General features: G+C 65.0%; 16 protein-coding genes. 11 read left to right on the forward strand and 5 right to left on the reverse strand.

Annotation, left to right across the window (positions count from 1 at the left end; genetic code table 11):
• Positions 1-131 precede the first annotated feature (131 nt).
• The gene (gene speD / locus PQV96_RS01160; protein WP_044399078.1) at positions 132-533 is read left to right on the forward strand and encodes an adenosylmethionine decarboxylase; all 402 of its coding nucleotides are present in this window, start codon (positions 132-134) and stop codon (positions 531-533) included.
• Entirely contained in the window at positions 530-1,303 is a 774-nt protein-coding gene (locus tag PQV96_RS01165; protein WP_273624313.1) for a nucleotidyltransferase family protein, read from the forward strand. Before speD ends, PQV96_RS01165 begins: the two co-directional genes overlap by 4 nt.
• A gap of 42 nt (positions 1,304-1,345) precedes the next feature.
• Here PQV96_RS01165 and PQV96_RS01170 read toward each other — a convergent pair whose 3' ends face one another.
• Positions 1,346-2,083: a hypothetical protein gene (locus PQV96_RS01170; RefSeq protein WP_207374235.1), complete on the reverse strand. Its 738-nt coding sequence runs from the start codon at positions 2,081-2,083 to the stop codon at positions 1,346-1,348.
• 127 nt (positions 2,084-2,210) lie between these two features.
• On the opposite strand from PQV96_RS01170, the gene PQV96_RS01175 reads away from it, so the two are divergent.
• Together PQV96_RS01175 and pyk are read left to right on the forward strand one after the other, a co-directional pair.
• Positions 2,211-3,602 carry an aminopeptidase P N-terminal domain-containing protein gene (locus PQV96_RS01175; protein WP_066691131.1) on the forward strand — a complete coding sequence of 464 codons (1,392 nt, stop codon included), beginning with the start codon at positions 2,211-2,213 and terminating at the stop codon, positions 3,600-3,602.
• Between the two features lie 102 nt (positions 3,603-3,704).
• Positions 3,705-5,141, forward strand: coding sequence for a pyruvate kinase (pyk, locus tag PQV96_RS01180; RefSeq protein WP_066691132.1), 1,437 nt, complete (start codon positions 3,705-3,707; stop codon positions 5,139-5,141).
• A 21-nt stretch (positions 5,142-5,162) separates the two neighbouring features.
• On the opposite strand, the gene PQV96_RS01185 is transcribed toward pyk, so the two are convergent.
• On the reverse strand, positions 5,163-5,903 hold the full coding sequence (locus tag PQV96_RS01185; RefSeq protein ID WP_066784104.1) for a phosphatase PAP2 family protein: 741 nt from the start codon (positions 5,901-5,903) through the stop codon (positions 5,163-5,165).
• Positions 5,904-5,987: 84 nt separating this feature from the next.
• Between PQV96_RS01185 and PQV96_RS01190 the strand changes: the two genes are divergently transcribed.
• The 3 genes from PQV96_RS01190 to fba all read left to right on the forward strand — a co-directional run bounded on the left by PQV96_RS01190 (position 5,988) and on the right by fba (position 9,237).
• Complete coding sequence (locus tag PQV96_RS01190; protein WP_207374237.1) at positions 5,988-6,689, forward strand: response regulator; 702 nt, start codon at positions 5,988-5,990, stop codon at positions 6,687-6,689.
• The gene (locus PQV96_RS01195) at positions 6,686-8,074 is read left to right on the forward strand and encodes a sensor histidine kinase (protein ID WP_273624314.1); all 1,389 of its coding nucleotides are present in this window, start codon (positions 6,686-6,688) and stop codon (positions 8,072-8,074) included. The genes PQV96_RS01190 and PQV96_RS01195 overlap by 4 nt, the downstream gene beginning before the upstream one ends.
• 98 nt (positions 8,075-8,172) lie before the next feature.
• The gene (gene fba / locus PQV96_RS01200; RefSeq protein ID WP_066691136.1) at positions 8,173-9,237 is read left to right on the forward strand and encodes a class II fructose-bisphosphate aldolase; all 1,065 of its coding nucleotides are present in this window, start codon (positions 8,173-8,175) and stop codon (positions 9,235-9,237) included.
• 122 nt (positions 9,238-9,359) lie between these two features.
• Here the strand turns inward: fba and PQV96_RS01205 are convergent, their stop codons facing one another.
• Positions 9,360-9,482, reverse strand: coding sequence for a hypothetical protein (locus PQV96_RS01205; protein ID WP_273624315.1), 123 nt, complete (start codon positions 9,480-9,482; stop codon positions 9,360-9,362).
• A gap of 350 nt (positions 9,483-9,832) precedes the next feature.
• On the opposite strand from PQV96_RS01205, the gene PQV96_RS01210 reads away from it, so the two are divergent.
• From PQV96_RS01210 to PQV96_RS01225, 4 genes are all read left to right on the forward strand, one after another.
• On the forward strand, positions 9,833-11,437 hold the full coding sequence (locus PQV96_RS01210; RefSeq protein WP_207374238.1) for a Re/Si-specific NAD(P)(+) transhydrogenase subunit alpha: 1,605 nt from the start codon (positions 9,833-9,835) through the stop codon (positions 11,435-11,437).
• A gap of 35 nt (positions 11,438-11,472) precedes the next feature.
• Positions 11,473-12,885, forward strand: a complete 1,413-nt coding sequence (gene pntB / locus PQV96_RS01215) for a Re/Si-specific NAD(P)(+) transhydrogenase subunit beta (protein ID WP_207374239.1) — start codon at positions 11,473-11,475, stop codon at positions 12,883-12,885.
• A 90-nt stretch (positions 12,886-12,975) separates the two neighbouring features.
• Positions 12,976-14,655, forward strand: a complete 1,680-nt coding sequence (locus tag PQV96_RS01220) for a long-chain-fatty-acid--CoA ligase (RefSeq protein ID WP_273624316.1) — start codon at positions 12,976-12,978, stop codon at positions 14,653-14,655.
• 238 nt (positions 14,656-14,893) lie between these two features.
• On the forward strand, positions 14,894-15,643 hold the full coding sequence (locus PQV96_RS01225; protein ID WP_273624317.1) for a 5'-methylthioadenosine/adenosylhomocysteine nucleosidase: 750 nt from the start codon (positions 14,894-14,896) through the stop codon (positions 15,641-15,643).
• 190 nt (positions 15,644-15,833) lie between these two features.
• Here PQV96_RS01225 and corA read toward each other — a convergent pair whose 3' ends face one another.
• The gene (gene corA / locus PQV96_RS01230) at positions 15,834-16,823 is read right to left on the reverse strand and encodes a magnesium/cobalt transporter CorA (protein ID WP_273624318.1); all 990 of its coding nucleotides are present in this window, start codon (positions 16,821-16,823) and stop codon (positions 15,834-15,836) included.
• Between the two features lie 223 nt (positions 16,824-17,046).
• Positions 17,047-18,780: a bifunctional protein-serine/threonine kinase/phosphatase gene (locus tag PQV96_RS01235; RefSeq protein WP_273624319.1), complete on the reverse strand. Its 1,734-nt coding sequence runs from the start codon at positions 18,778-18,780 to the stop codon at positions 17,047-17,049.
• Positions 18,781-18,807 lie beyond the last annotated feature (27 nt).

Consider the following 18,807-nt stretch of genomic DNA (forward strand, 5'->3'; position numbering starts at 1 on the left):
GTGCTGGTGGGTGGGGATCAGGGAAACCGCTTATTTTACCGGGGCCGCAGTGGGCACTTCGCCCGGCACGCGGCGGCAGCATGGCAGGCCCGGTGGGTGATGCCCTAGGTGATGCACTACATTGCATGCCCATGCATGGATTGCACCTCACTGCCGACCTCCACGGATGCCGCTGCGCGCCGCATTGGCTCACCGATGCCGATGCCTTGGGCCGCGCCTGCCTGGATGCCGTGGCCGCCAGTGGCCTGCAGGCGGTGGGGCAGGTTTTTCACACCTTTCCTGCCACGGCCCACGGGCCCGGCGGCGTGACGGCCGCGGTGCTGCTGGCCGAGTCGCACCTGTGCGTGCACACCTGGCCCGAGCAGGCCGCCGTCACGCTGGATGTGTATGTGTGCAACTTTGGCGCCGACCACAGCGCCAAAGCCCATGCCCTGATGAATGCCCTGCTGGCGCTGCTGGAGGCCACCACCGTGCAGCGCCACGCTTTGCAACGGGGCGAACTGCGCCCGGTGCCCGAAAGCCTTGTTCCATGAGTTCGACCCTTACCGCAGCCCCTGTTCACCAGGTGCCCGCCATGCTGCTGGCCGCTGGCCGTGGGGAGCGCATGCGCCCCCTGACCGACACCTGCCCCAAGCCGCTGCTGGAGGTGCAGGGCCTGCCGCTGCTGCAGTGGCATTTGCAGGCGCTGGCGCAGGCGGGGGTGGATCGGGCGGTGATCAACACAGCCTGGCTGGGGGAGCAGATCAGCGAGCAATTTTCAAGCCATTTTGGCCTGCAGGGCGCACCAGATAAGCGCCACCAGCTATCAATTTCATACTCGCACGAGGGCGTGGACTTTGGTGGGGCGCTGGAAACCGCAGGCGGCATTGCCCGTGCGCTGCCGCAGCTGGGGCCGGTGTTCTGGCTGGCCGCAGGCGATGTGTTCGCGCCCGATTTCGTGTTCGATGCCCAGGCCGTGCAGGCCTTCAAGGCCAGCGGCCACCTCGCCCACCTGTGGCTGGTGCCCAACCCCGCCCATAACCCGCGCGGTGACTTTGGGCTCTCGGCCGCCGGCCTGGCGCTGAACCTGCCGGCCGACGACCCCGCGCCGCGCTACACCTACAGCACCATCGCGCTGCTGCGCGCCGAGTTGTTTGCTGCCCCCTGGTGCGATATCCCGCCGGGCAACCCGGCAGGCATGGCCGCCCCGCTGGCCCCCTTGCTGCGCCGCGCCATGGACCAGGGGCGCGTGGGGGCCTCCCTCTACGCCGGGCGATGGACGGACGTGGGCACGCCCGAGCGCCTGGCCGAACTCAACCGCTGAACGGGCACCCCGCTGGCGCCCCACGTTGCCAGCCGCGTAGGGTCATGGCGTGGCAGCTGCTTGGGCGGCGTTGTAGGCCGGTTGCACGGTCACAGGGCCGTTTTCGCAGCCGCGAAACAGCCACTGGCTGGGCGCAAACCGGGCGTCCGGGCCATCTGGCGGCGGCTTGCCCACTTCGGCTTGCAGGTCGTGGGGGATGTGCGGCACCTGGAACAGCGCGATCTGCCCCTTGCGGCACTGCAGTGTGGGCATGACCTTGTTGGGCACCCAGGTCTGCGTGGCCGTGTCATAGCGGTGCACCGGCCCGATGCGCTGGTTGTCGGCCAGCTCCACCCGCATGGGCACTACCTGCAAGGCGGTGGCCAGCACGCCAGCCACCTCCACCGGCTGAGCAAAACGCACGGCGTCCAGGCCATGCAGGGCCAGGGGGCGGCGGGGCTCGCCCCGGTCAAAGGGGTCTGTGCGGTTGATGAGGCTGCCTGCAGGGATGAGCAGTTCGCCATATTGGAAATCCTGGGGCAACACGAAGCGTTCGCGGCTGGCGCGTACGGCAGCGCTGTCTTGCCAGGTCTGCTTTTCCGTGTGGGACAGGTAGGCGCGCACGCCTAGCCACACATCGCACAGGCCTGCCACCACGATGAGCGCCACCAGGGCCTCGCGGGTCAGCAGCCACTTCTGGGGCACATCTACCCAGCGGTAGTAAACGCCGTAGATCAGCAGGGCAGCCGTGAGCACCACCCCGAGCGCGGGCACGAAAGTTGACAGAAAAAAGTTCAGCATGAATGCGTATCGATGGATAGAGGAGCTGCGGCGCCAGGCAGCGGAGGGTCTTCAACCGCTGGACCCAATGGGCGCAGATTCTCTGTGACATATCCGGGGCCGCGCCAGTTGGGCTCAAAATGTACACATGAATGCAACGCAATCCATCTACGCCCAGCGCCGTGCCCGCCTCGCTTCGATGCTGGGCGCCGGCGGCATCGCCATCATCCCCACCGCGCCTGAGCGTCCGCGCAATCGCGATACGGACTTCATCTACCGGCACGACAGCTACTTCTATTACCTGACCGGCTTTGCCGAGCCGGGCGCGGTGCTGGTGCTTACGGCCGAGGGGCACAGCACATTGTTTTGCCAGCCCAAGGATCTGGAGCGCGAAATCTGGGACGGCTACCGCCTAGGCCCCGCCGCCGCGCCCGAAGCGCTGGGGGTGGATGCTGCGCAGTCCTCTGCGGTGCTGGATGCCCAACTGCCCCGCCTGCTGGAAAACCGCAGCTGCGTCTGGTACCCCTTTGCCACGCACACGGGCCTGGCGGCGCGGGTGGAGGGCTGGCTCAACGCCGTGCGCGCCCGCGTGCGTTACGGAGCACTGTGCCCAGCGCAACAAAGCGATGTGTGCACCTTGCTCGACGAGATGCGCCTCATCAAGGATGCGCATGAACTGGACATCATGCGCCGCGCTAGCCAGATCAGCGCCCAGGCCCATATCCGCGCCATGCAGCGGTCCGCCCGCATGTTGCGTGCCGGGCAGGATGTGCGCGAATACCACCTCGACGCAGAGTTGCTGCACGCGTTCCGCGAAGGTGGCTCGCAATACCCCGCCTATGGCTCCATCGTCGCTGCGGGCGCCAATGCGTGCGTGCTGCACTACCGGGCCGATGCCGCGCCGGTGCGCGATGGCGAGCTGGTGCTGATTGACGCAGGCTGCGAGCTGGACGGCTACGCCAGCGACATCACCCGCACCTTCCCGGCCAATGGCAAGTTCACGGCCCCGCAGCGCGCGCTGTATGACCTGGTGCTGGCCAGCCAATATGCCGCCGTGGCGGCCACCAAGGCCGGTGCGCGCTTCAACGACCCGCACGACGCCACGGTGGCCGTGCTGGCGCAGGGCCTGCTTGACCTGGGGCTGCTGGACAAGAACAAGGTCGGTACCGCCCAGGACGTGATCGACAAGCGTGCCTACTTCCAGTTTTACATGCACCGCACCGGCCACTGGCTGGGCATGGATGTGCACGACTGCGGCAGCTACGTGGAGCCCGGTGAGGTGGGCCAGGCCAGCGAACGCAAGGATCCGCTCTCGGGGGAGACCATCACCAACCGCCCCAGCCGCGTGCTGCGCCCCGGCATGGTGCTGACCATCGAGCCTGGGCTGTACGTGCGTCCCGCCGAGGGCGTGCCGGAGCAGTTCTGGAACATTGGTATCCGCATCGAGGACGATGCCGTGGTGACCGAGGCCGGTTGTGAGCTGATCACACGCGATGTGCCGGTGGAAGCCGATGAGATCGAGGCCTTGATGCGGGGCTGAGCCCGTTCCCTGGGAGTGCGTCAGGGTTTTCTGGTAACGGGGATGTAACTGGTTTCGTGTGAAAATTGAAACCCGATTACATCTACACGAAAGAGACTCGCCATGGCCACTCGCCGCGCCACCAAGATCGTTGCCACCCTGGGTCCTGCTTCGAGCGACCCGCAACTGCTCGAGGCGATGATCCGAGCGGGTGTCAACGTGGTGCGGTTGAACTTCAGCCATGGCAAGGCGCAGGACCATATAGATCGCGCTGCCACGGTGCGCGCTGCCGCCCAGCGTGCCGGGCGCGAAGTGGCCATCATGGCCGACCTGCAGGGCCCCAAGATCCGTGTGGGCAAGTTTGCCGACGGCAAGGTGTTTCTGGAACCCGGTGCCAAGTTCGTGCTGGACGCTTCGCGCACCGAGCCAGGCGACATCAACGGCGTGGGCCTGGACTACAAGGAGCTGCCCCGCGACGTGAAGGCGGGCGACCTGCTGCTGCTCAACGACGGTCTGATCGTGCTCACGGTGGATGCGGTGCGCGGCGAAGAGGTGCACACCACCGTCAAACTGGGCGGTGAGCTGTCCAACAACAAGGGCATCAACAAGCAGGGCGGTGGGCTCACGGCTCCCGCCCTCACGGCCAAGGACATGGAAGACATCCGCACGGCCATGAGCTTTCAGGCCGACTACGTGGCGGTGAGCTTTCCCAAGAACGCGACCGACATGGAAATGGCTCGCCAGCTGTGCAACGTGGCCGCTGCCGAATACCGCCACAAGCCTGGCCTGATCGCCAAGATCGAGCGCGCCGAGGCCATTCCGCACCTGGAGGCCATCCTGCGCGCCAGCGACGGCATCATGGTGGCGCGTGGCGACCTGGCCGTGGAAGTGGGCAACGCGGCGGTGCCTGCGCTGCAAAAGAAGATGATCCGCATGGCGCGCGACATGGACAAGGTGGTCATCACTGCCACGCAGATGATGGAGAGCATGATCACCAACCCCGTGCCCACCCGCGCCGAGGTGAGCGACGTGGCCAACGCCGTGCTGGACGGCACCGACGCGGTGATGCTGAGCGCCGAAACAGCCGCCGGGCGCTATCCGCTCGAAACCGTGGAAGAGATGGCCAAGATTTGCGCCGCCGCTGAGGCCGCCGAAGACCACCAGCTTGATGCCGATTTCACGGGCCAGACCTTCCGCCGCATCGACCAGTCGATTGCCATGGGCGCGCTGTTCACGGCCCACCACCTGGGCGCCAAGGCCATCGTGGCGATGACCGACAGCGGTGCCACGGCCCTGTGGATGAGCCGCCACCGCATCCACATCCCCATTTACGCCCTCACCCCCAAGGTGGCGACGCAGCGCAAGATGGCGATGTACCGCAACGTGCGCCCGCTGCTCATGGACACCAGCGCGGACCGTGACACGGCGCTGGAGCAGGCCGAAGGCCATTTGAAGAGCCGCAACATCGTGCAAAAGGGCGATGTGTACGCCATCACCTGCGGCGAGCCCATGGGGGCGCCGGGCGGCACCAACATGCTCAAGATCTGCGTGGCCAGTTAAAAACCGGGGCTTCGGCCCCGGTCAATCGGCCACGGGTGCGGGGGTAGAGTGCAAAAAGGCCGCAATGCGGGGGCGCAGGGCCACGGCGGCCAAGTCCACCAGCCAGCCGGTAGTCCAGCACAGCCAGCCGGTCCACAGGGTGTGGCTCATGAAATGCGCACCGCGCACCTGCTGAGAGCCACCCAGCACCAGGCCCATGAGCACCGCGCCCGCCAGCCACCACCGTGCCGCAACGGGTTGCTTGCGGCGCAGCGCAAAGTAGCCCCCCACAAACGCAAAGCCCGCTGAGGCATGACCGCCGGGGAAGCAGCGGCCGCCTCCTCCATCGATCACGCCCAGCGCCCAGTGCGAGGCGTAGCGCGCCACACCGCCGAACTCCGCCAGATCCCAGGGGCAGCTGGTGTTGCTCAGGTTTTTGATGACGCTCACCACCGCCAGGCCCAGCAAGGCGCTGAGGGCCATCTGCAGGCGCTCACTGGCGTCCAGGCGGCGAAGAATCCCCAGGGGCCACCACACGCTCAGCGCCAATGCCAGCACCACCAGCCACCCGATGCGGCGCGCGCCTTCGTGCATCACTTGCACAAAAAACCAGTGCTCGCGCAAAGGGAAGCCCGAGGGGGTTCCAAAGGCGTTTGCCCAGGCCAGGTCCTGCCCTCCTGCATCCCAGGCCACCACGGCTGCCAGGAGAAGCAAGGTGACCACCAGGGTGTGGCGTTGTGAAACAGGCTGCGGTTGTGCGCCCGAAAGAGAGGATTGCTGCATACCCGCGACGTTAAAAGGTGGCACTTAACCCGGTCTTAATGGACGCGAAGCGGACTTGCCGCGGCTTGCGGTGACAATCCGGCCATGCGAATCCTGGTGATTGAAGACGATGCAGGCATCGCCGCAGGCCTGCGCACCACGCTGCAGCAACGCGGTTATGCCGTGGATGTGTGTGGCGATGTGGCCAGTGCTTGGAGCGCTTTGCGCACCGAGCGGTTTGACGCCGTGCTGCTGGACCTGGGTTTGCCTGACGCAGACGGCAGCGTTCTGTTGCAGCGCTTGCGGTCGGCGCCAGCCACGGTGGGCGCCTCGGGCGCAGCCTTGCCCAACCCGGCTACACCGGTGCTCATCGTGACCGCACGCGACCAGGTGCAGCAACGCATTGCGGGGCTGGACATGGGCGCCGACGACTACGTGGCCAAGCCCTTTGACATCGACGAGCTGGATGCCCGGCTGCGCGCGCTACTGCGCCGCTCGGCGGGCCGTGCGGCGCCCACCATCCGCCATGGGGGCATCGAGCTGGACCCGGCAGCACGCACCGTTCGGCTGCATGGGCAGTTGGTGGACATGTCGCCGCGCGAGTTTTCTGTGCTGCGGGTGTTGCTGGAGGCGCGTGGGCATGTGCTGTCGCGCCAGCAGATTGAGGAGCGTTTGTACAGCTGGGACGCCGCCATTGAGAGCAATGCCGTGGAAGTGCACATCCACCACCTGCGGCGCAAGCTGGGCAGCGGCAGCATTCTCACCATGCGCGGCGTGGGCTATTTCATTCCACAGGAGGCAGCGTGACCGCTCCGGCTGCCGTCCCGTCAGCGCGCCGCGCTTCGCTGACGCAGCACCTGTTGCTGTGGTCGCTGGGGGCGCTGGTGGCGGTGTGGGGCAGTTTCGTGTTCATGGGGTACCAGACCGGTGTGCACGAGGCCGATGAGCTGACCGACGGACATTTGGCCAGCGTCGCGTCACTGCTGCTGAATTTGCGGGCGTTCGAGTCTGTCGAGGGGGTGCATGCCACCCAGCGGGCACCACTGCCCGGCTTGAAGGCACACGACTACCAGCAATCCTTGAGCGTGGTGCAGTGGAGCGCAGAAGGCCGCGTGGTGGCGGCCAGCGGTTCGGCGCCGTTGCCAACGTTTGACGAGACAGAAGGGTTTGCTGATCTGAACTTGGGCGCCCCGCCGGTGGCCTGGCGCAGTTTTTCGCAGTGGAATGCCGATCGCAGTCGCAAAATCATGGTGCTGGTGGCCGTGCGCGAGCGGGACGAGTTGGCCCAGGACATTGCCGAGCAAATGATCGAGTCTGGCCTGTGGCTGCTGCCGGTGGTGGCGTTGGCCCTGAGGTTGGCTTTGCGCCGGGGGCTCAAGCCGCTGTACGCCCTGTCAGACGATGTGGCTGCGCTGGACCCCGCGGCAGACCAGCGTCTGGCCTCTCAGAACGCTTGGAAGGAATTCGAGTCGGTCGAGGCTTCCATCAATACCTTGCTGGACCGCCAGCAGGCGGCCATGGCCCGGGAACGTCGGCTGGCCAACGAAGTGGCGCACGAGCTGCGCACGCCGCTGTCGTCCATTGCGCTGCAGGCCAGTGCGCTGGGGGGCGAGCTGGCGCCCGAGGCCCAGGCGCAAGCGCTGGACCGCATTCGCCAGGACGCCCTGCGTGCGGGGCATGTGCTCAACCAGCTGCTGGCGTTGGCGCGCGCCAGCCGTGCCGAACTGGACGGCGCCACGGCCAGTGTGGACCTGGCCGCCCTGGCGCGCAACGCGTGTGCCGAATACGCCCAGGCCGCGTGGCAGCGGGGCGACGAGCTGGAGGTCAGCGCGCCAGACGCGCTCTTGGTGCGAGGCCATCCGGTGCTGCTGGATTTGTTGCTGCGCAACCTGATTGAAAACGCCCTCAAGCACACCCCTGCGCGCACCCGCATTGCCGTGCAGATGGGCGAGGGCGGTGGGGAGCACGGTGCCTGGCTGCAGGTGTGCGATGACGGCGCGCGCGTGGTGGCTGCGGGCGATGTGGTGGCCGCAGCGCCTGTGCCGGTGGACAGCCTGCATCTGGGCCATGAAATTGTGGCGCGGGTGGCGCAGGTGCACCGGGCCCGTTTTGGCAAGGCCCCGGCACCTGCGCCATTCACCACCTGCTACCGTCTGGATTTCGCACGAGAGTCCCTGCTCACAGCCGGGTAAAATCGCGGAGTTACCAAGCGGTTACCAACCGCTGCTTGAAAAATTGCCTGGCCCCGGTGGCCGCGGCGCTCCTACCACCCTCAACGGACCCAACGACTATGCCTCTCGTCTCCATGCGCGAATTGCTCGACCATGCCGCTATCAACGGCTATGGCATCCCCGCTTTCAACGTGAACAACCTGGAGCAGGTGCAAGCCGTGATGGCCGCCGCAGACGAAGTGGGCGCACCCGTCATCCTGCAAGCCAGCGCTGGCGCCCGCAAGTACGCTGGTGAGCCCTTCATCAAGCACCTGATCCAGGCTGCGGTCGAAGCCTTCCCCCACATTCCGCTGGTGATGCACCAGGACCACGGCACCTCGCCCAAGGTCTGCCAGGGCGCCATCGACCTGGGCTTCGGCTCGGTGATGATGGATGGCTCGCTCATGGAAGACGGCAAGACTCCTTCTTCTTTCGACTACAACGTTGATGTCACCCGCAAGGTGGTGGACATGGCCCACAAGGTGGGCGTGACGGTGGAAGGCGAGCTGGGCTGCCTGGGCAACCTCGAAACCGGCGACGCCGGTGAGGAAGACGGCATTGGCGCCGAAGGCAAGCTCGACCACAGCCAGATGCTGACCGACCCCGAGGAAGCTGCCCAGTTTGTGAAGGCCACCCAGCTGGACGCGCTGGCGATTGCCATTGGTACCAGCCATGGCGCCTACAAGTTCAGCCGTCCTCCTACAGGCGACATCTTGGCCATCAGCCGTGTCAAGGAAATCCACGCCCGCATCCCCAACACCCACCTGGTGATGCACGGCTCGTCTTCTGTGCCGCAAGAGCTTTTGGCCATCATCAACCAGTACGGCGGCAAGATGAAGGAAACCTACGGCGTGCCTGTGGCCGAGATCCAGGAAGCCATCAAGCACGGCGTGCGCAAGATCAACATCGACACCGACATTCGTCTGGCCATGACTGGCGCGGTGCGCAAGTTCCTGTTCGAGAACCCCGACAAGTTCGACGCCCGCGAATGGCTCAAGCCCGCCCGCGAAGCCGCCAAGCAGGTGTGCAAGCAGCGCTACCTGGAGTTTGGCTGCGAAGGCCAGGGCTCCAAGATCAAGGGCCTGAGCCTGCAAACCATTGCTGCTCAGTACGCATCCGGCGCGCTCGCCCAAGTGGTGAACTGACCACCGCCACTGCTGTCAGCGTTCAGCGCCCCGCCACTTGAAGTGGCGGGGCGCTTTTTTTCGTGCAGCTGCTGCGGCGAAAGCCCGTTCCCCCTCGGTCTGTCTGGAGGGTGACGCTCGCATCAGTAAATCGCGGCGGTGATTAGTATTTCTTCATGTAAGCTCATGGTCAGCTTTTCGGGAGTCTGCCCGAAAGTGTGTTCGGCGAATTTTTCACCACTTGGGTGGGTTGTCGGGGCGGCCATGGTCACGGATGCTTTGAGAGAAACTCTGCGCTGCAGTCTTGCCAGCTATCGGATGATTGACGCCATTTCGTGAAAAGTCATACCGCTCATGTTTTCCATGGTTCTGCAGCTCTGCGGCCTTTATCTAGCGTCAGAAATCGCCGCGCACTTAGAGCACAGGCGCCCCCGCGATCTAGTGGTAATGCCCATGAATTGAACGACGGCTGACAGCTCACGCCAAGAGAGCCGTGCTGGCTGCGGCAAGGTGCATTGCCAAGTAGCAAGCGCTTGATGCACCTTGCTAGCAGTCAGACTGCCCCCTCCCAGGCTGGTAGCCCTGAATAACGATTTCAAAACTTGAGGAGATTCTTATGGAGACAAGTTCGACGTTACAGCCGCAGCGCATTGGCGTGCCGCGCGAAACCTTCCCCGGCGAGAAACGCGTGGCCACCGTGCCCGATGTGGTGGAGAAGCTGATCAAGCTGGGCTTCACCGTCACCGTGGAGTCTGGGGCCGGAGATGCCGCCAATTTCAGCGACGACGCCTACCGCGCTGCGGGAGCGCAAATCGCTGGCGACGCGGCGGCTTTGTGGGCTGCGTCAGATATCGTCTTCAAGGTGCGCCCGCCCAGCAGCGAGGAGGTGGCGCTGATGCGCGAGGGCACCACCCTCATCGACTTCATTTGGCCCGCCCAGAACCCCGATTTGATGCAGCAGCTGGCTGCGAAGAAGGCCACGGTGCTGGCCATCGACTGCCTGCCCCGCACCCTGTCACGCGCCCAGAAGATGGATGCGCTCACCTCCACCGCCGGGGTCAGCGGTTACCGTGCCGTGATCGAAGCGGCCAATGCGTTTGGCCGCTTCTTCAACGGCCAGATCACGGCCGCAGGCAAGGTGCCGCCAGCCAAGGTGTTCATTGCAGGCGCTGGTGTGGCGGGCCTCGCCGCCATCGGCACCGCTGCCAACCTCGGCGCCATCGTGCGCGCCAACGACACGCGCGCCGAGGTGGCCGACCAGGTCAAGTCGCTGGGCGGCGAGTTCGTCAAGGTGGACTACGAAGAAGAAGGCTCGGGCGGCGGCGGCTATGCCAAGGTCATGAGCGAAGGCTTCCAGGCCGCGCAGCGCAAGATGTACGCCGAGCAGGCCAAGGACGCGGACATCATCATCACCACCGCGCTGATCCCCGGCAAACCCGCGCCCAAGCTCATCACCGCCGAGATGGTGCAGAGCATGAAGTCCGGCAGTGTGATCGTGGACATGGCGGCCGAGCAAGGCGGCAACTGCGAGCTGACGGTACCCGGCGAGGCGGTGGTGCGCCATGGCGTGACCATCATCGGCTACACCGATCTGGCATCACGCCTGGCCAAGCAGTCGTCCACGCTGTATGCCACCAACCTGCTGCGCCTGACGGAAGAGCTGTGCAAGGCCAAGGACGGCGTGGCCGTGGTCAACATGGAAGACGACGCGATCCGCGGCCTCACCGTGGTCAAGGACGGTGCCATCACCTGGCCCGCCCCGCCGCTCAAGCAAGCACCGGCGCCCGCGCCCAAGGCCGCTGCCCCGGTGGTCGAAAAGAAGTCGGGCCATGGCCACGGCACGGGCGCACCCATGTCCGCCAAGACGCTGACCATCGTTTTTGCCGTGATGGCCGTGCTGTTCTGGGCCATCGGCGCCTATGCGCCCGTGGCCTTCCTGGGGCACTTCACGGTGTTCGTGCTGGCCTGCTTCATCGGCTACATGGTGGTGTGGAACGTCACGCCCGCGCTGCACACGCCGCTGATGAGCGTGACCAACGCCATCTCCAGCATCATCGCCATCGGCGCGCTGGTGCAGATTGCGCCGCCCGATGCGGGGGTGAATGGGCGGCCCGACGGGCTCATCCTGTGGCTGGCGTTTGCGGCCCTGGTGCTCACGGCCATCAACATGTTTGGCGGCTTTGCAGTCACGCGCCGCATGCTGGCCATGTTCCGCAAGTAATTCCATCACAACTAGAACAACGAGGAATACCCAACATGTCCCAAAGTCTCGCTACCGTCGCCTACCTGGGCGCGGCCATTCTGTTCATCCTGAGCCTGGGCGGGCTCTCCAACCCTGAAACTTCGCGCCGGGGCAACCTGTTCGGCATGATCGGCATGGCCCTGGCCGTGCTGGCCACCGTGTTTGGCCCCCGCGTCAGCCCGGCGGGCGTAGCCTGGATTGTGGGTGCGCTGGTCATTGGCGGCGGCATTGGCCTGTATGCGGCCAAGGTCGTCAAGATGACCCAGATGCCCGAGCTGGTTGCGCTCATGCACAGCCTGGTGGGCCTGGCGGCCTGCCTGGTGGGGTTTGCCAGCTATGTCGATACCTCCATCCAGCTGCAGGGCGCGGAAAAGATCATCCACGAGGTGGAGATCTATGTCGGCATCCTGATCGGCGCGGTCACCTTCAGTGGCTCGCTGATCGCCTTTGGCAAGCTCAACGGCAAGATCGGCGGCAAGCCGCTGCTGCTGCCCGGCCGCCACTGGCTCAACCTGCTGGCACTGCTGGTGGTGATCTGGTTCGGCCGCGAGTTCCTGCGCGCCGAGACCGTCGAGCAAGGCATGGTGCCGCTGATGGTGATGACGGCGATTGCGCTGCTGTTCGGCATCCACATGGTGATGGCCATTGGCGGTGCCGACATGCCGGTGGTGGTGTCCATGCTCAACAGCTACTCGGGCTGGGCGGCGGCGGCCACGGGTTTCATGCTGTCCAACGACCTGCTGATCGTGACCGGTGCGCTCGTGGGCTCCTCGGGCGCCATCCTGTCCTACATCATGTGCAACGCGATGAACCGCAACTTCATCAGCGTGATCGCCGGGGGCTTTGGCTCTGGCGCCGGTGCGCCCGCCAAGAAGGGCGACGCTGCCGAGCCGCAGGGCGAAGTGGTGCCCGTGACCGCCGCCGAGACGGCCGAGCTGCTGCGCGATGCCAAGAGCGTGATCATCGTTCCCGGCTACGGCATGGCGGTGGCCCAGGCGCAGCACACGGTCAACGACATTGTGAAGACCTTGCGCGACAAAGGCGTGCAGGTGCGCTTTGCCATTCACCCGGTGGCAGGCCGCATGCCCGGGCACATGAACGTGCTGCTGGCCGAAGCCAAGGTGCCCTACGACATCGTGATGGAGATGGACGAGATCAACGAGGACTTCCCGGACACGGACGTGGCCATCGTCATCGGCGCCAACGACATCGTGAACCCCGCTGCGCAGGACGACCCCACCAGCCCCATTGCCGGCATGCCGGTGCTGGAGGTGTGGAAGGCCAAGACCTCCATCGTGATGAAGCGCTCGATGGCTTCGGGTTATGCCGGTGTAGACAACCCCTTGTTCTACAAGGAAAACAACCGCATGCTTTTTGGCGATGCCAAGAAAATGCTGGACGAAGTGCTCGCAGCGCTCAAAGCCTGACGGGCATAATCCGATCTCAGGAAAAGCACGGTCGTGCTGAAAATGACTGTGCTGTCCGGGCCCCAGAAAAACTTTTCAGGAGACAAATAAATGACCGACCGCCCCTGGCTGGCTGCTTACCCCCAAGGCGTTCCCGCAGACATTGACCCCACGCAGTACGCCTCTTTGGTCGCGTTGATGGATGAAGCCTTCCGCCAATATGCAGACCGCGTGGCCTACAGCTTCATGGGCAAGGACATCAGCTTTGCGCAGACCGATGCGCTCAGCCGCGCATTTGCTGCCTACCTGCAGGGCCTGGGCCTGGTCAAGGGCGACCGCGTGGCCATCATGATGCCTAACGTGCCCCAGTACCCCGTGGTGGTGGCCGCTGTGCTGCGCGCAGGCTTTGTGGTGGTCAACGTCAACCCGCTGTACACCCCACGCGAGCTGGAACACCAGCTCAAGGACTCCGGCTCCAAGGCCATCGTCATCATCGAGAACTTTGCCACCACGCTGCAAAGCTGCATTGCCAACACGCCCGTCAAGCATGTGGTGCTGTGCGCCATGGGTGACCAGCTGGGCTTCCTCAAGGGCATGCTGGTCAACTACGTGGTGCGCAACGTCAAGAAGCTGGTGCCCGAGTACAGCCTGCCCGGCGCCGTGCGCTTCAATGACGCGATTGCCAAGGGCCAGCGCGGCACGTTCAAGCCGGTGGACATCAAGCCCGATGACATCGCGCTTCTGCAATACACCGGTGGCACCACCGGCGTGAGCAAGGGCGCCGTGCTGCTGCACCGCAACGTGATTGCCAACGTGCTGCAGGCCGAGGCCTGGAACGAGCCAGTGATGAAGTCGCTGCCCGCGGGCGAGCAGCCCACCAGCATCTGCGCCCTGCCGCTGTACCATATCTTCGCCTTCACGGTGAACATGATGCTGGGCATGCGCACGGGCGGCAAAGTCATCCTCATCCCCAATCCGCGCGACCTGCCTGCGGTGCTCAAGGAGCTGTCCAAGCACACCTTCCACAGCTTCCCGGCGGTGAACACGCTGTTCAACGGCCTGGCCAACCACCCGGACTTCAACACCGTCAACTGGAAGAACCTGCGGGTTTCGGTGGGCGGTGGCATGGCGGTGCAAGGCGCCGTGGCCAAGCTCTGGCTGGAGAAGACGGGCTGCCCCATCTGCGAAGGCTACGGCCTGTCGGAGACCTCGCCCATCGTCAGCTGCAACCCCGTGACGGCCAAGGAGTTCACCGGCACCATCGGCGCGCCGCTGCCCAGCACCCTCATGAAGCTGCTGGACGACGATGGTCGCGAAGTGACCACCCTGGGCCAGTCGGGCGAAATCGCCATCAAGGGCCCGCAGGTCATGGCGGGCTACTGGCAGCGCCCTGACGAAACCGCCAAGGTCATGACCGAAGACGGCTACTTCAAGTCGGGCGACGTGGGCGTGATGGATGCGCGCGGCTACTTCAAGATCGTGGACCGCAAGAAGGACATGGTGCTGGTCAGCGGCTTCAACGTCTACCCCAACGAGGTCGAGGAAGTGGTGGCCGACATGCCTGGCGTGCTGGAATGCGCCGTGGTGGGCGTGCCCGACGAAAAGACGGGTGAGGCGGTGAAGCTCGTCATCGTCAAGAAAGACCCCGCCCTCACCGAAGCCCAGGTCAAGGAATACTGCAAGGCCAACCTCACGGGCTACAAGCAGCCCAAGGTGATCGAGTTCCGCACCGAACTGCCCAAGACCCCCGTGGGCAAAATCCTGCGCCGCGAACTGCGCGACAAGAAGTGACCTGACGCAAAGTCGCGCAACGGCTTTCGCCCGAGTAGCCAGAACCGTTCACGCTGAGCCTGTCGAAGCGCCGCGCAAGGCTTCGACAGGCTCAGCCCGAACGGATATTTGTAGTGCGAAGAGACACATCAGCCATTGAGAATCTGTTCAAAGTCGTACGGCCCCGCTGGGGCCGTTTTCCATGGCGCGGTCTCTTCAAAAGGTTCTGAACGCTAGCCCATCCCCCACAATCCTCCCCATGACCACCGCCATCCTCAGTGCCCTGCCCGAAGAACAAAGCTCCCTGCTGCAGCACCTGGCGCAGCCCCAACGCATCGTGCACGCCGGGCGCGCTTTTTGGCGGGGCGACTGGGAGGGGCACACCGTGGTGCTGGCACTGTCGGGCATTGGCAAAGTGGCAGCAGCCACCACGGCCACGGCGCTGGCAGAGCGTTTTGGCGTGGCGCGCATCGTCTTCACCGGCGTGGCCGGGGGCGTGGGCGATGGCGTGCAGGTGGGCGACGTGGTGGTGGCGCAAGACTATGTGCAGCACGACATGGACGCCTCGCCGATCTTTCCCCGCTGGGAGCTGCCCGGCTACGCCCGCACCCGCCTGGGCTGTGATGAGACACTGACTGCTATGCTTTTGGAAGCTGCTAGCGCTTATGTTGCAAGCGCTGGAGATCAATTTGATTCCAAATTGATCACGGGCCAGCCAAGGGTGCACCACGGGCTGGTCGCCAGCGGCGACCGCTTTGTCAGCGCCGCCGCCGAAGCCCAGGGCCTGCGTACCTCGCTGTGCGAAGCGGGCCACGATGTGCTGGCCGTAGAAATGGAAGGCGCCGCCGTCGCCCAGGTCTGCCACGACTACGGCCTGCCCTTCGCCGCCATGCGCGCCATCTCCGACCGCGCCGACGACACCGCGCACGTGGACTTCCCGGCGTTTGTGAACACCGTGGCAACACGCTACGCCGAACACATCATGCTGGGTTTTCTGCAGAAGCTATGAAATTCATAGCTTCTGGCGCTTACCTGGTAAGCGCTAGAGGTCGGTTCGATAGATGTTTGAGCTTAGGAAAAGAAAGCCAGGCGTAGAAACTGGCGCGCCACCAAGCCAGTGGCCGCCGCGCAAGGGCCGCCCCGCCGCGCTGGCGGCGTCCCCCTCAGGGGGAAGGCGCGCAGCGCCACAGGGGGGAGACCTATTTAAGCCAGCCGCGCTTGCGGAAGTACCACATCGGCCCCAGCGCGCTGGCGAGCATCAGCCCGATCACGTAGGGGTAGGCCGCGGCGCCCAGCAGTTCCAGTTCAGGAAACTTCAGGTTCATGCCGTACACGCTGGCGATCAGCGTGGGCGGCAGCAGTGCCACGCTGGCCACCGAGAAGATCTTGATGATCTTGTTCTGGTTGATGTTGATGAAACCGACGGTGGCGTCCATCAGGAAGTTGATCTTTTCAAACAGGAAGGCCGTGTGGTTGTCCAGCGACTCGATGTCGCGCAGGATCTGGCGGGCTTCTTCGAACTGCTCGGCGTTGAGCATCTTGGAGCGCATCATGAAGCTCACCGCGCGGCGCGTGTCCATCACGTTGCGGCGGATACGGCCGTTCAAGTCTTCCTGGCGGGCAATGGCGGCCAGCACTTCGCCCGCGCGGGTGTCGGTCACGTCGCCGGCCAGCACCTGCTTGCTGACTTTTTCCAGCTCGTCGTAGATGTTCTCCAGCGTGTCGGCCGAATACTCCGCATCGGCGTCGAACAGCTTGAGCAGCACTTCCTTGGCGTCTTCGATCAGCCCTGGCGCGCGGCGCGCGCGCAGGCGCAGCAGGCGAAACACCGGCACATCTTCGTCGTGGATGGAAAACAGCACGCCCCGGCTTTTGAGGTTGGCGTTGTGCTGGTTCAGGATGAAGGCCACGCGCACCGAGCGGGGGTCTTCGTCGTCGTCGATCAAGAAGTCGCTGCGGATGTGCAGCTCGCCGTTGTCTTCCTCGTAGAAGCGGGCGGATTCCTCAATGTCGTCGTCCATCGCATCTTCGGGGATGGACAGGCCGTAGTGCTGCTTGATCCAGCGCTTTTCTTCGAGGGTGGGGGATTCCAGATCCACCCAGATCGGCTGGAACTTGGTCAGCTCTTCCAGCGATTCGATTTCTTCCTGGAACAGCCGGCCATTGGCGAGCGTGAAGATGTTGAGCATAGGCTCACTCCCTTGTTTGGTGGCATCTGCGGTGTGGGGGGCTCGGGTTGCTTTCAACCCCACGTGGCGTGCCAGGGGAGCTGAAAGCTACCGACTCGGGTAGGTTTCCAAAACGCTGTCTCCGTTTGTCGATCAATAGCCGCCGATTATGGCACCGCACGCTGCGGCGCAAGGCCTGGCGCGCGCGGTTGCGACCCGTGTGCGTGGCGGGGTCTGAGGGGCTTCAGGCCGCCAGCACCAGTCTGGCCGTTAGCCAGAGCACGGCCAGGGCCAGCACCGCGGTGGTGGTTTGCCAAAATGCCACGGGGTTGCGCTCTACCAGCGGCACTGCCCGCCGGTGCTGCAGGCCGTGGCTGGGGAAGTGCAGGTCGTGCATGAACTCCGACACCGCCTCTTGCCGTTTGGCGGGGTCGGGGTGCAGGGCTTTTTGCAGCACCACATCCAGCCAGTCGGGCAGGTCAGGGCGCAGGTGGCGCACGGGCACGTAGCGCAGTTTGCGGGTGTCTGCCGGGGTGCGCAGGCGGGTGACTTGCAGGCCATATGGCAACTGGCCGGTGAGCATCTGGTACACCAGCACCGCCAGCGAGAAGAGGTCAGAGCGTGCGCTGCTGCCTTGCCCTGTGAAGTATTCGGGGGCGGTGTATTGCAGCGTGCCCTCGATGGCCGGGGGCTGGTGGGGATCGGTCAGGCCTTCGGTGAGCCCGGCCACATGGGTGGCGCCAAAGTCGATGATCTTGGCGGTGCCGCTGCGGTCAATCATGATGTTTTCGGGCCGCAGGTCCTGGTGCAGCATTTCCTTGCTGTGAAAGGCCTGCAAGCCCTTGGCGATTTGCGCCGCCAGGCTGCGCACGCTGTCCAGGTCGGGCGCGGGGTGGTCCATCATCCATCGGGCCAGGGTCTGGCCCTCGATGTATTCCATGGCGACGTACAGGTGCGTGCGCGGGCGCTGCGTGGCGTAGGGCCTGAGCACATGCGGGTTGTGCAGCCGCTGTGCCACCCACTCTTCCAGCACGAAGCGCTCCAGGTAGGCGGTGTCATCGCGCAGCGCTACAGACGGCAGCTTCAGTACCAGGGGCTGGCCGGTCTGTTCGTCTACGGCCAGGTACACATGGCTGCGGTCGCTGACATGCAGCTCACGCACCACCCGAAAGCCCTCAAACAGCATGCGCTCCGAGAGGATGGGGGGCATGGCCAGCCCCTGGCCCAGACCCTGCAGCGGCTGTGCCTGCGGCAGGCTGTCAATGCGCAGCAGCTGCACCGTGATGTCGTCCTCGGAGCCGCGCGCCTGGGCGATGTCCACCAGGGCTTGTGCGGCAGCGTCCAGATCGTTCGGAAACTGCTGCACGGCGCTGTGCACGCTGGCTGCGTCCAGGTGGGTGTAGGCCCCATCGGTGGCCAGCAGGTACAGATCGCCCGCCTCGGCCTCCAGGCAGTGGTAGTCGATCTCGATGTGCGGGCCGGTGCCCAGCGCCCGCCCGAGGTACGACTCCACCGACGACAGATGGACCCGGTGGTCTTCGGTGATTTGCTCCCACGCCGTGCCTTGCACCCGATAGATGCGCGCATCGCCCACATGCAGCACATGCACCTCGCGGCCTTTGACGACCAGGGCGCTGAAGGTGCAGACGTAGCCCCGGTCTTTGTCAAAGCGCGCGTGGCTGCGCATGGTTTGCGCATGCAGCCATGCATTGGTGGCACCCAGCACCCGTTGAGCGGAGCGGCGCACCGACCACGCATCGCTGGTGGCGTAATAGTCTTCCAAAAAACTGCGCACCGCGGCCGCGCTGGCCTCCTGGCTGACCGGGCTGGAGCCAATGCCATCGGCCAATGCCACCGCGATGCCCTTGCGGCTGCGCAGGGGCTCGTGGGGCAGCATGGCGCCATGGAAGTCCTGGTTGACGCCATGCACCCCGCCACGCGAGTGCTGGCCCAGCGTCACGCGCAGCGTCTGTGTCATGGTGCGTTGGGGGGAATCAAGGTGCGG

Source organism: Acidovorax temperans, from assembly GCF_028596105.1.
GTDB classification, from domain to species: domain Bacteria; phylum Pseudomonadota; class Gammaproteobacteria; order Burkholderiales; family Burkholderiaceae_C; genus Acidovorax; species Acidovorax temperans.

What these genes read in the sequence shown, in the direction of transcription:
- speD (WP_044399078.1), top strand. Translation starts at nt 132, where the DNA reads ATGCATGGATTGCACCTCACTGCCGACCTCCACGGATGCCGCTGCGCG.
- PQV96_RS01165 (WP_273624313.1), top strand. Translation starts at nt 530, where the DNA reads ATGAGTTCGACCCTTACCGCAGCCCCTGTTCACCAGGTGCCCGCCATG.
- PQV96_RS01170 (WP_207374235.1), bottom strand. Translation starts at nt 2,083, where the DNA reads ATGCTGAACTTTTTTCTGTCAACTTTCGTGCCCGCGCTCGGGGTGGTG.
- PQV96_RS01175 (WP_066691131.1), top strand. Translation starts at nt 2,211, where the DNA reads ATGAATGCAACGCAATCCATCTACGCCCAGCGCCGTGCCCGCCTCGCT.
- pyk (WP_066691132.1), top strand. Translation starts at nt 3,705, where the DNA reads ATGGCCACTCGCCGCGCCACCAAGATCGTTGCCACCCTGGGTCCTGCT.
- PQV96_RS01185 (WP_066784104.1), bottom strand. Translation starts at nt 5,903, where the DNA reads ATGCAGCAATCCTCTCTTTCGGGCGCACAACCGCAGCCTGTTTCACAA.
- PQV96_RS01190 (WP_207374237.1), top strand. Translation starts at nt 5,988, where the DNA reads ATGCGAATCCTGGTGATTGAAGACGATGCAGGCATCGCCGCAGGCCTG.
- fba (WP_066691136.1), top strand. Translation starts at nt 8,173, where the DNA reads ATGCCTCTCGTCTCCATGCGCGAATTGCTCGACCATGCCGCTATCAAC.
- PQV96_RS01205 (WP_273624315.1), bottom strand. Translation starts at nt 9,482, where the DNA reads ATGGCCGCCCCGACAACCCACCCAAGTGGTGAAAAATTCGCCGAACAC.
- PQV96_RS01210 (WP_207374238.1), top strand. Translation starts at nt 9,833, where the DNA reads ATGGAGACAAGTTCGACGTTACAGCCGCAGCGCATTGGCGTGCCGCGC.
- pntB (WP_207374239.1), top strand. Translation starts at nt 11,473, where the DNA reads ATGTCCCAAAGTCTCGCTACCGTCGCCTACCTGGGCGCGGCCATTCTG.
- PQV96_RS01220 (WP_273624316.1), top strand. Translation starts at nt 12,976, where the DNA reads ATGACCGACCGCCCCTGGCTGGCTGCTTACCCCCAAGGCGTTCCCGCA.
- PQV96_RS01225 (WP_273624317.1), top strand. Translation starts at nt 14,894, where the DNA reads ATGACCACCGCCATCCTCAGTGCCCTGCCCGAAGAACAAAGCTCCCTG.
- corA (WP_273624318.1), bottom strand. Translation starts at nt 16,823, where the DNA reads ATGCTCAACATCTTCACGCTCGCCAATGGCCGGCTGTTCCAGGAAGAA.
- PQV96_RS01235 (WP_273624319.1), bottom strand. Translation starts at nt 18,780, where the DNA reads ATGACACAGACGCTGCGCGTGACGCTGGGCCAGCACTCGCGTGGCGGG.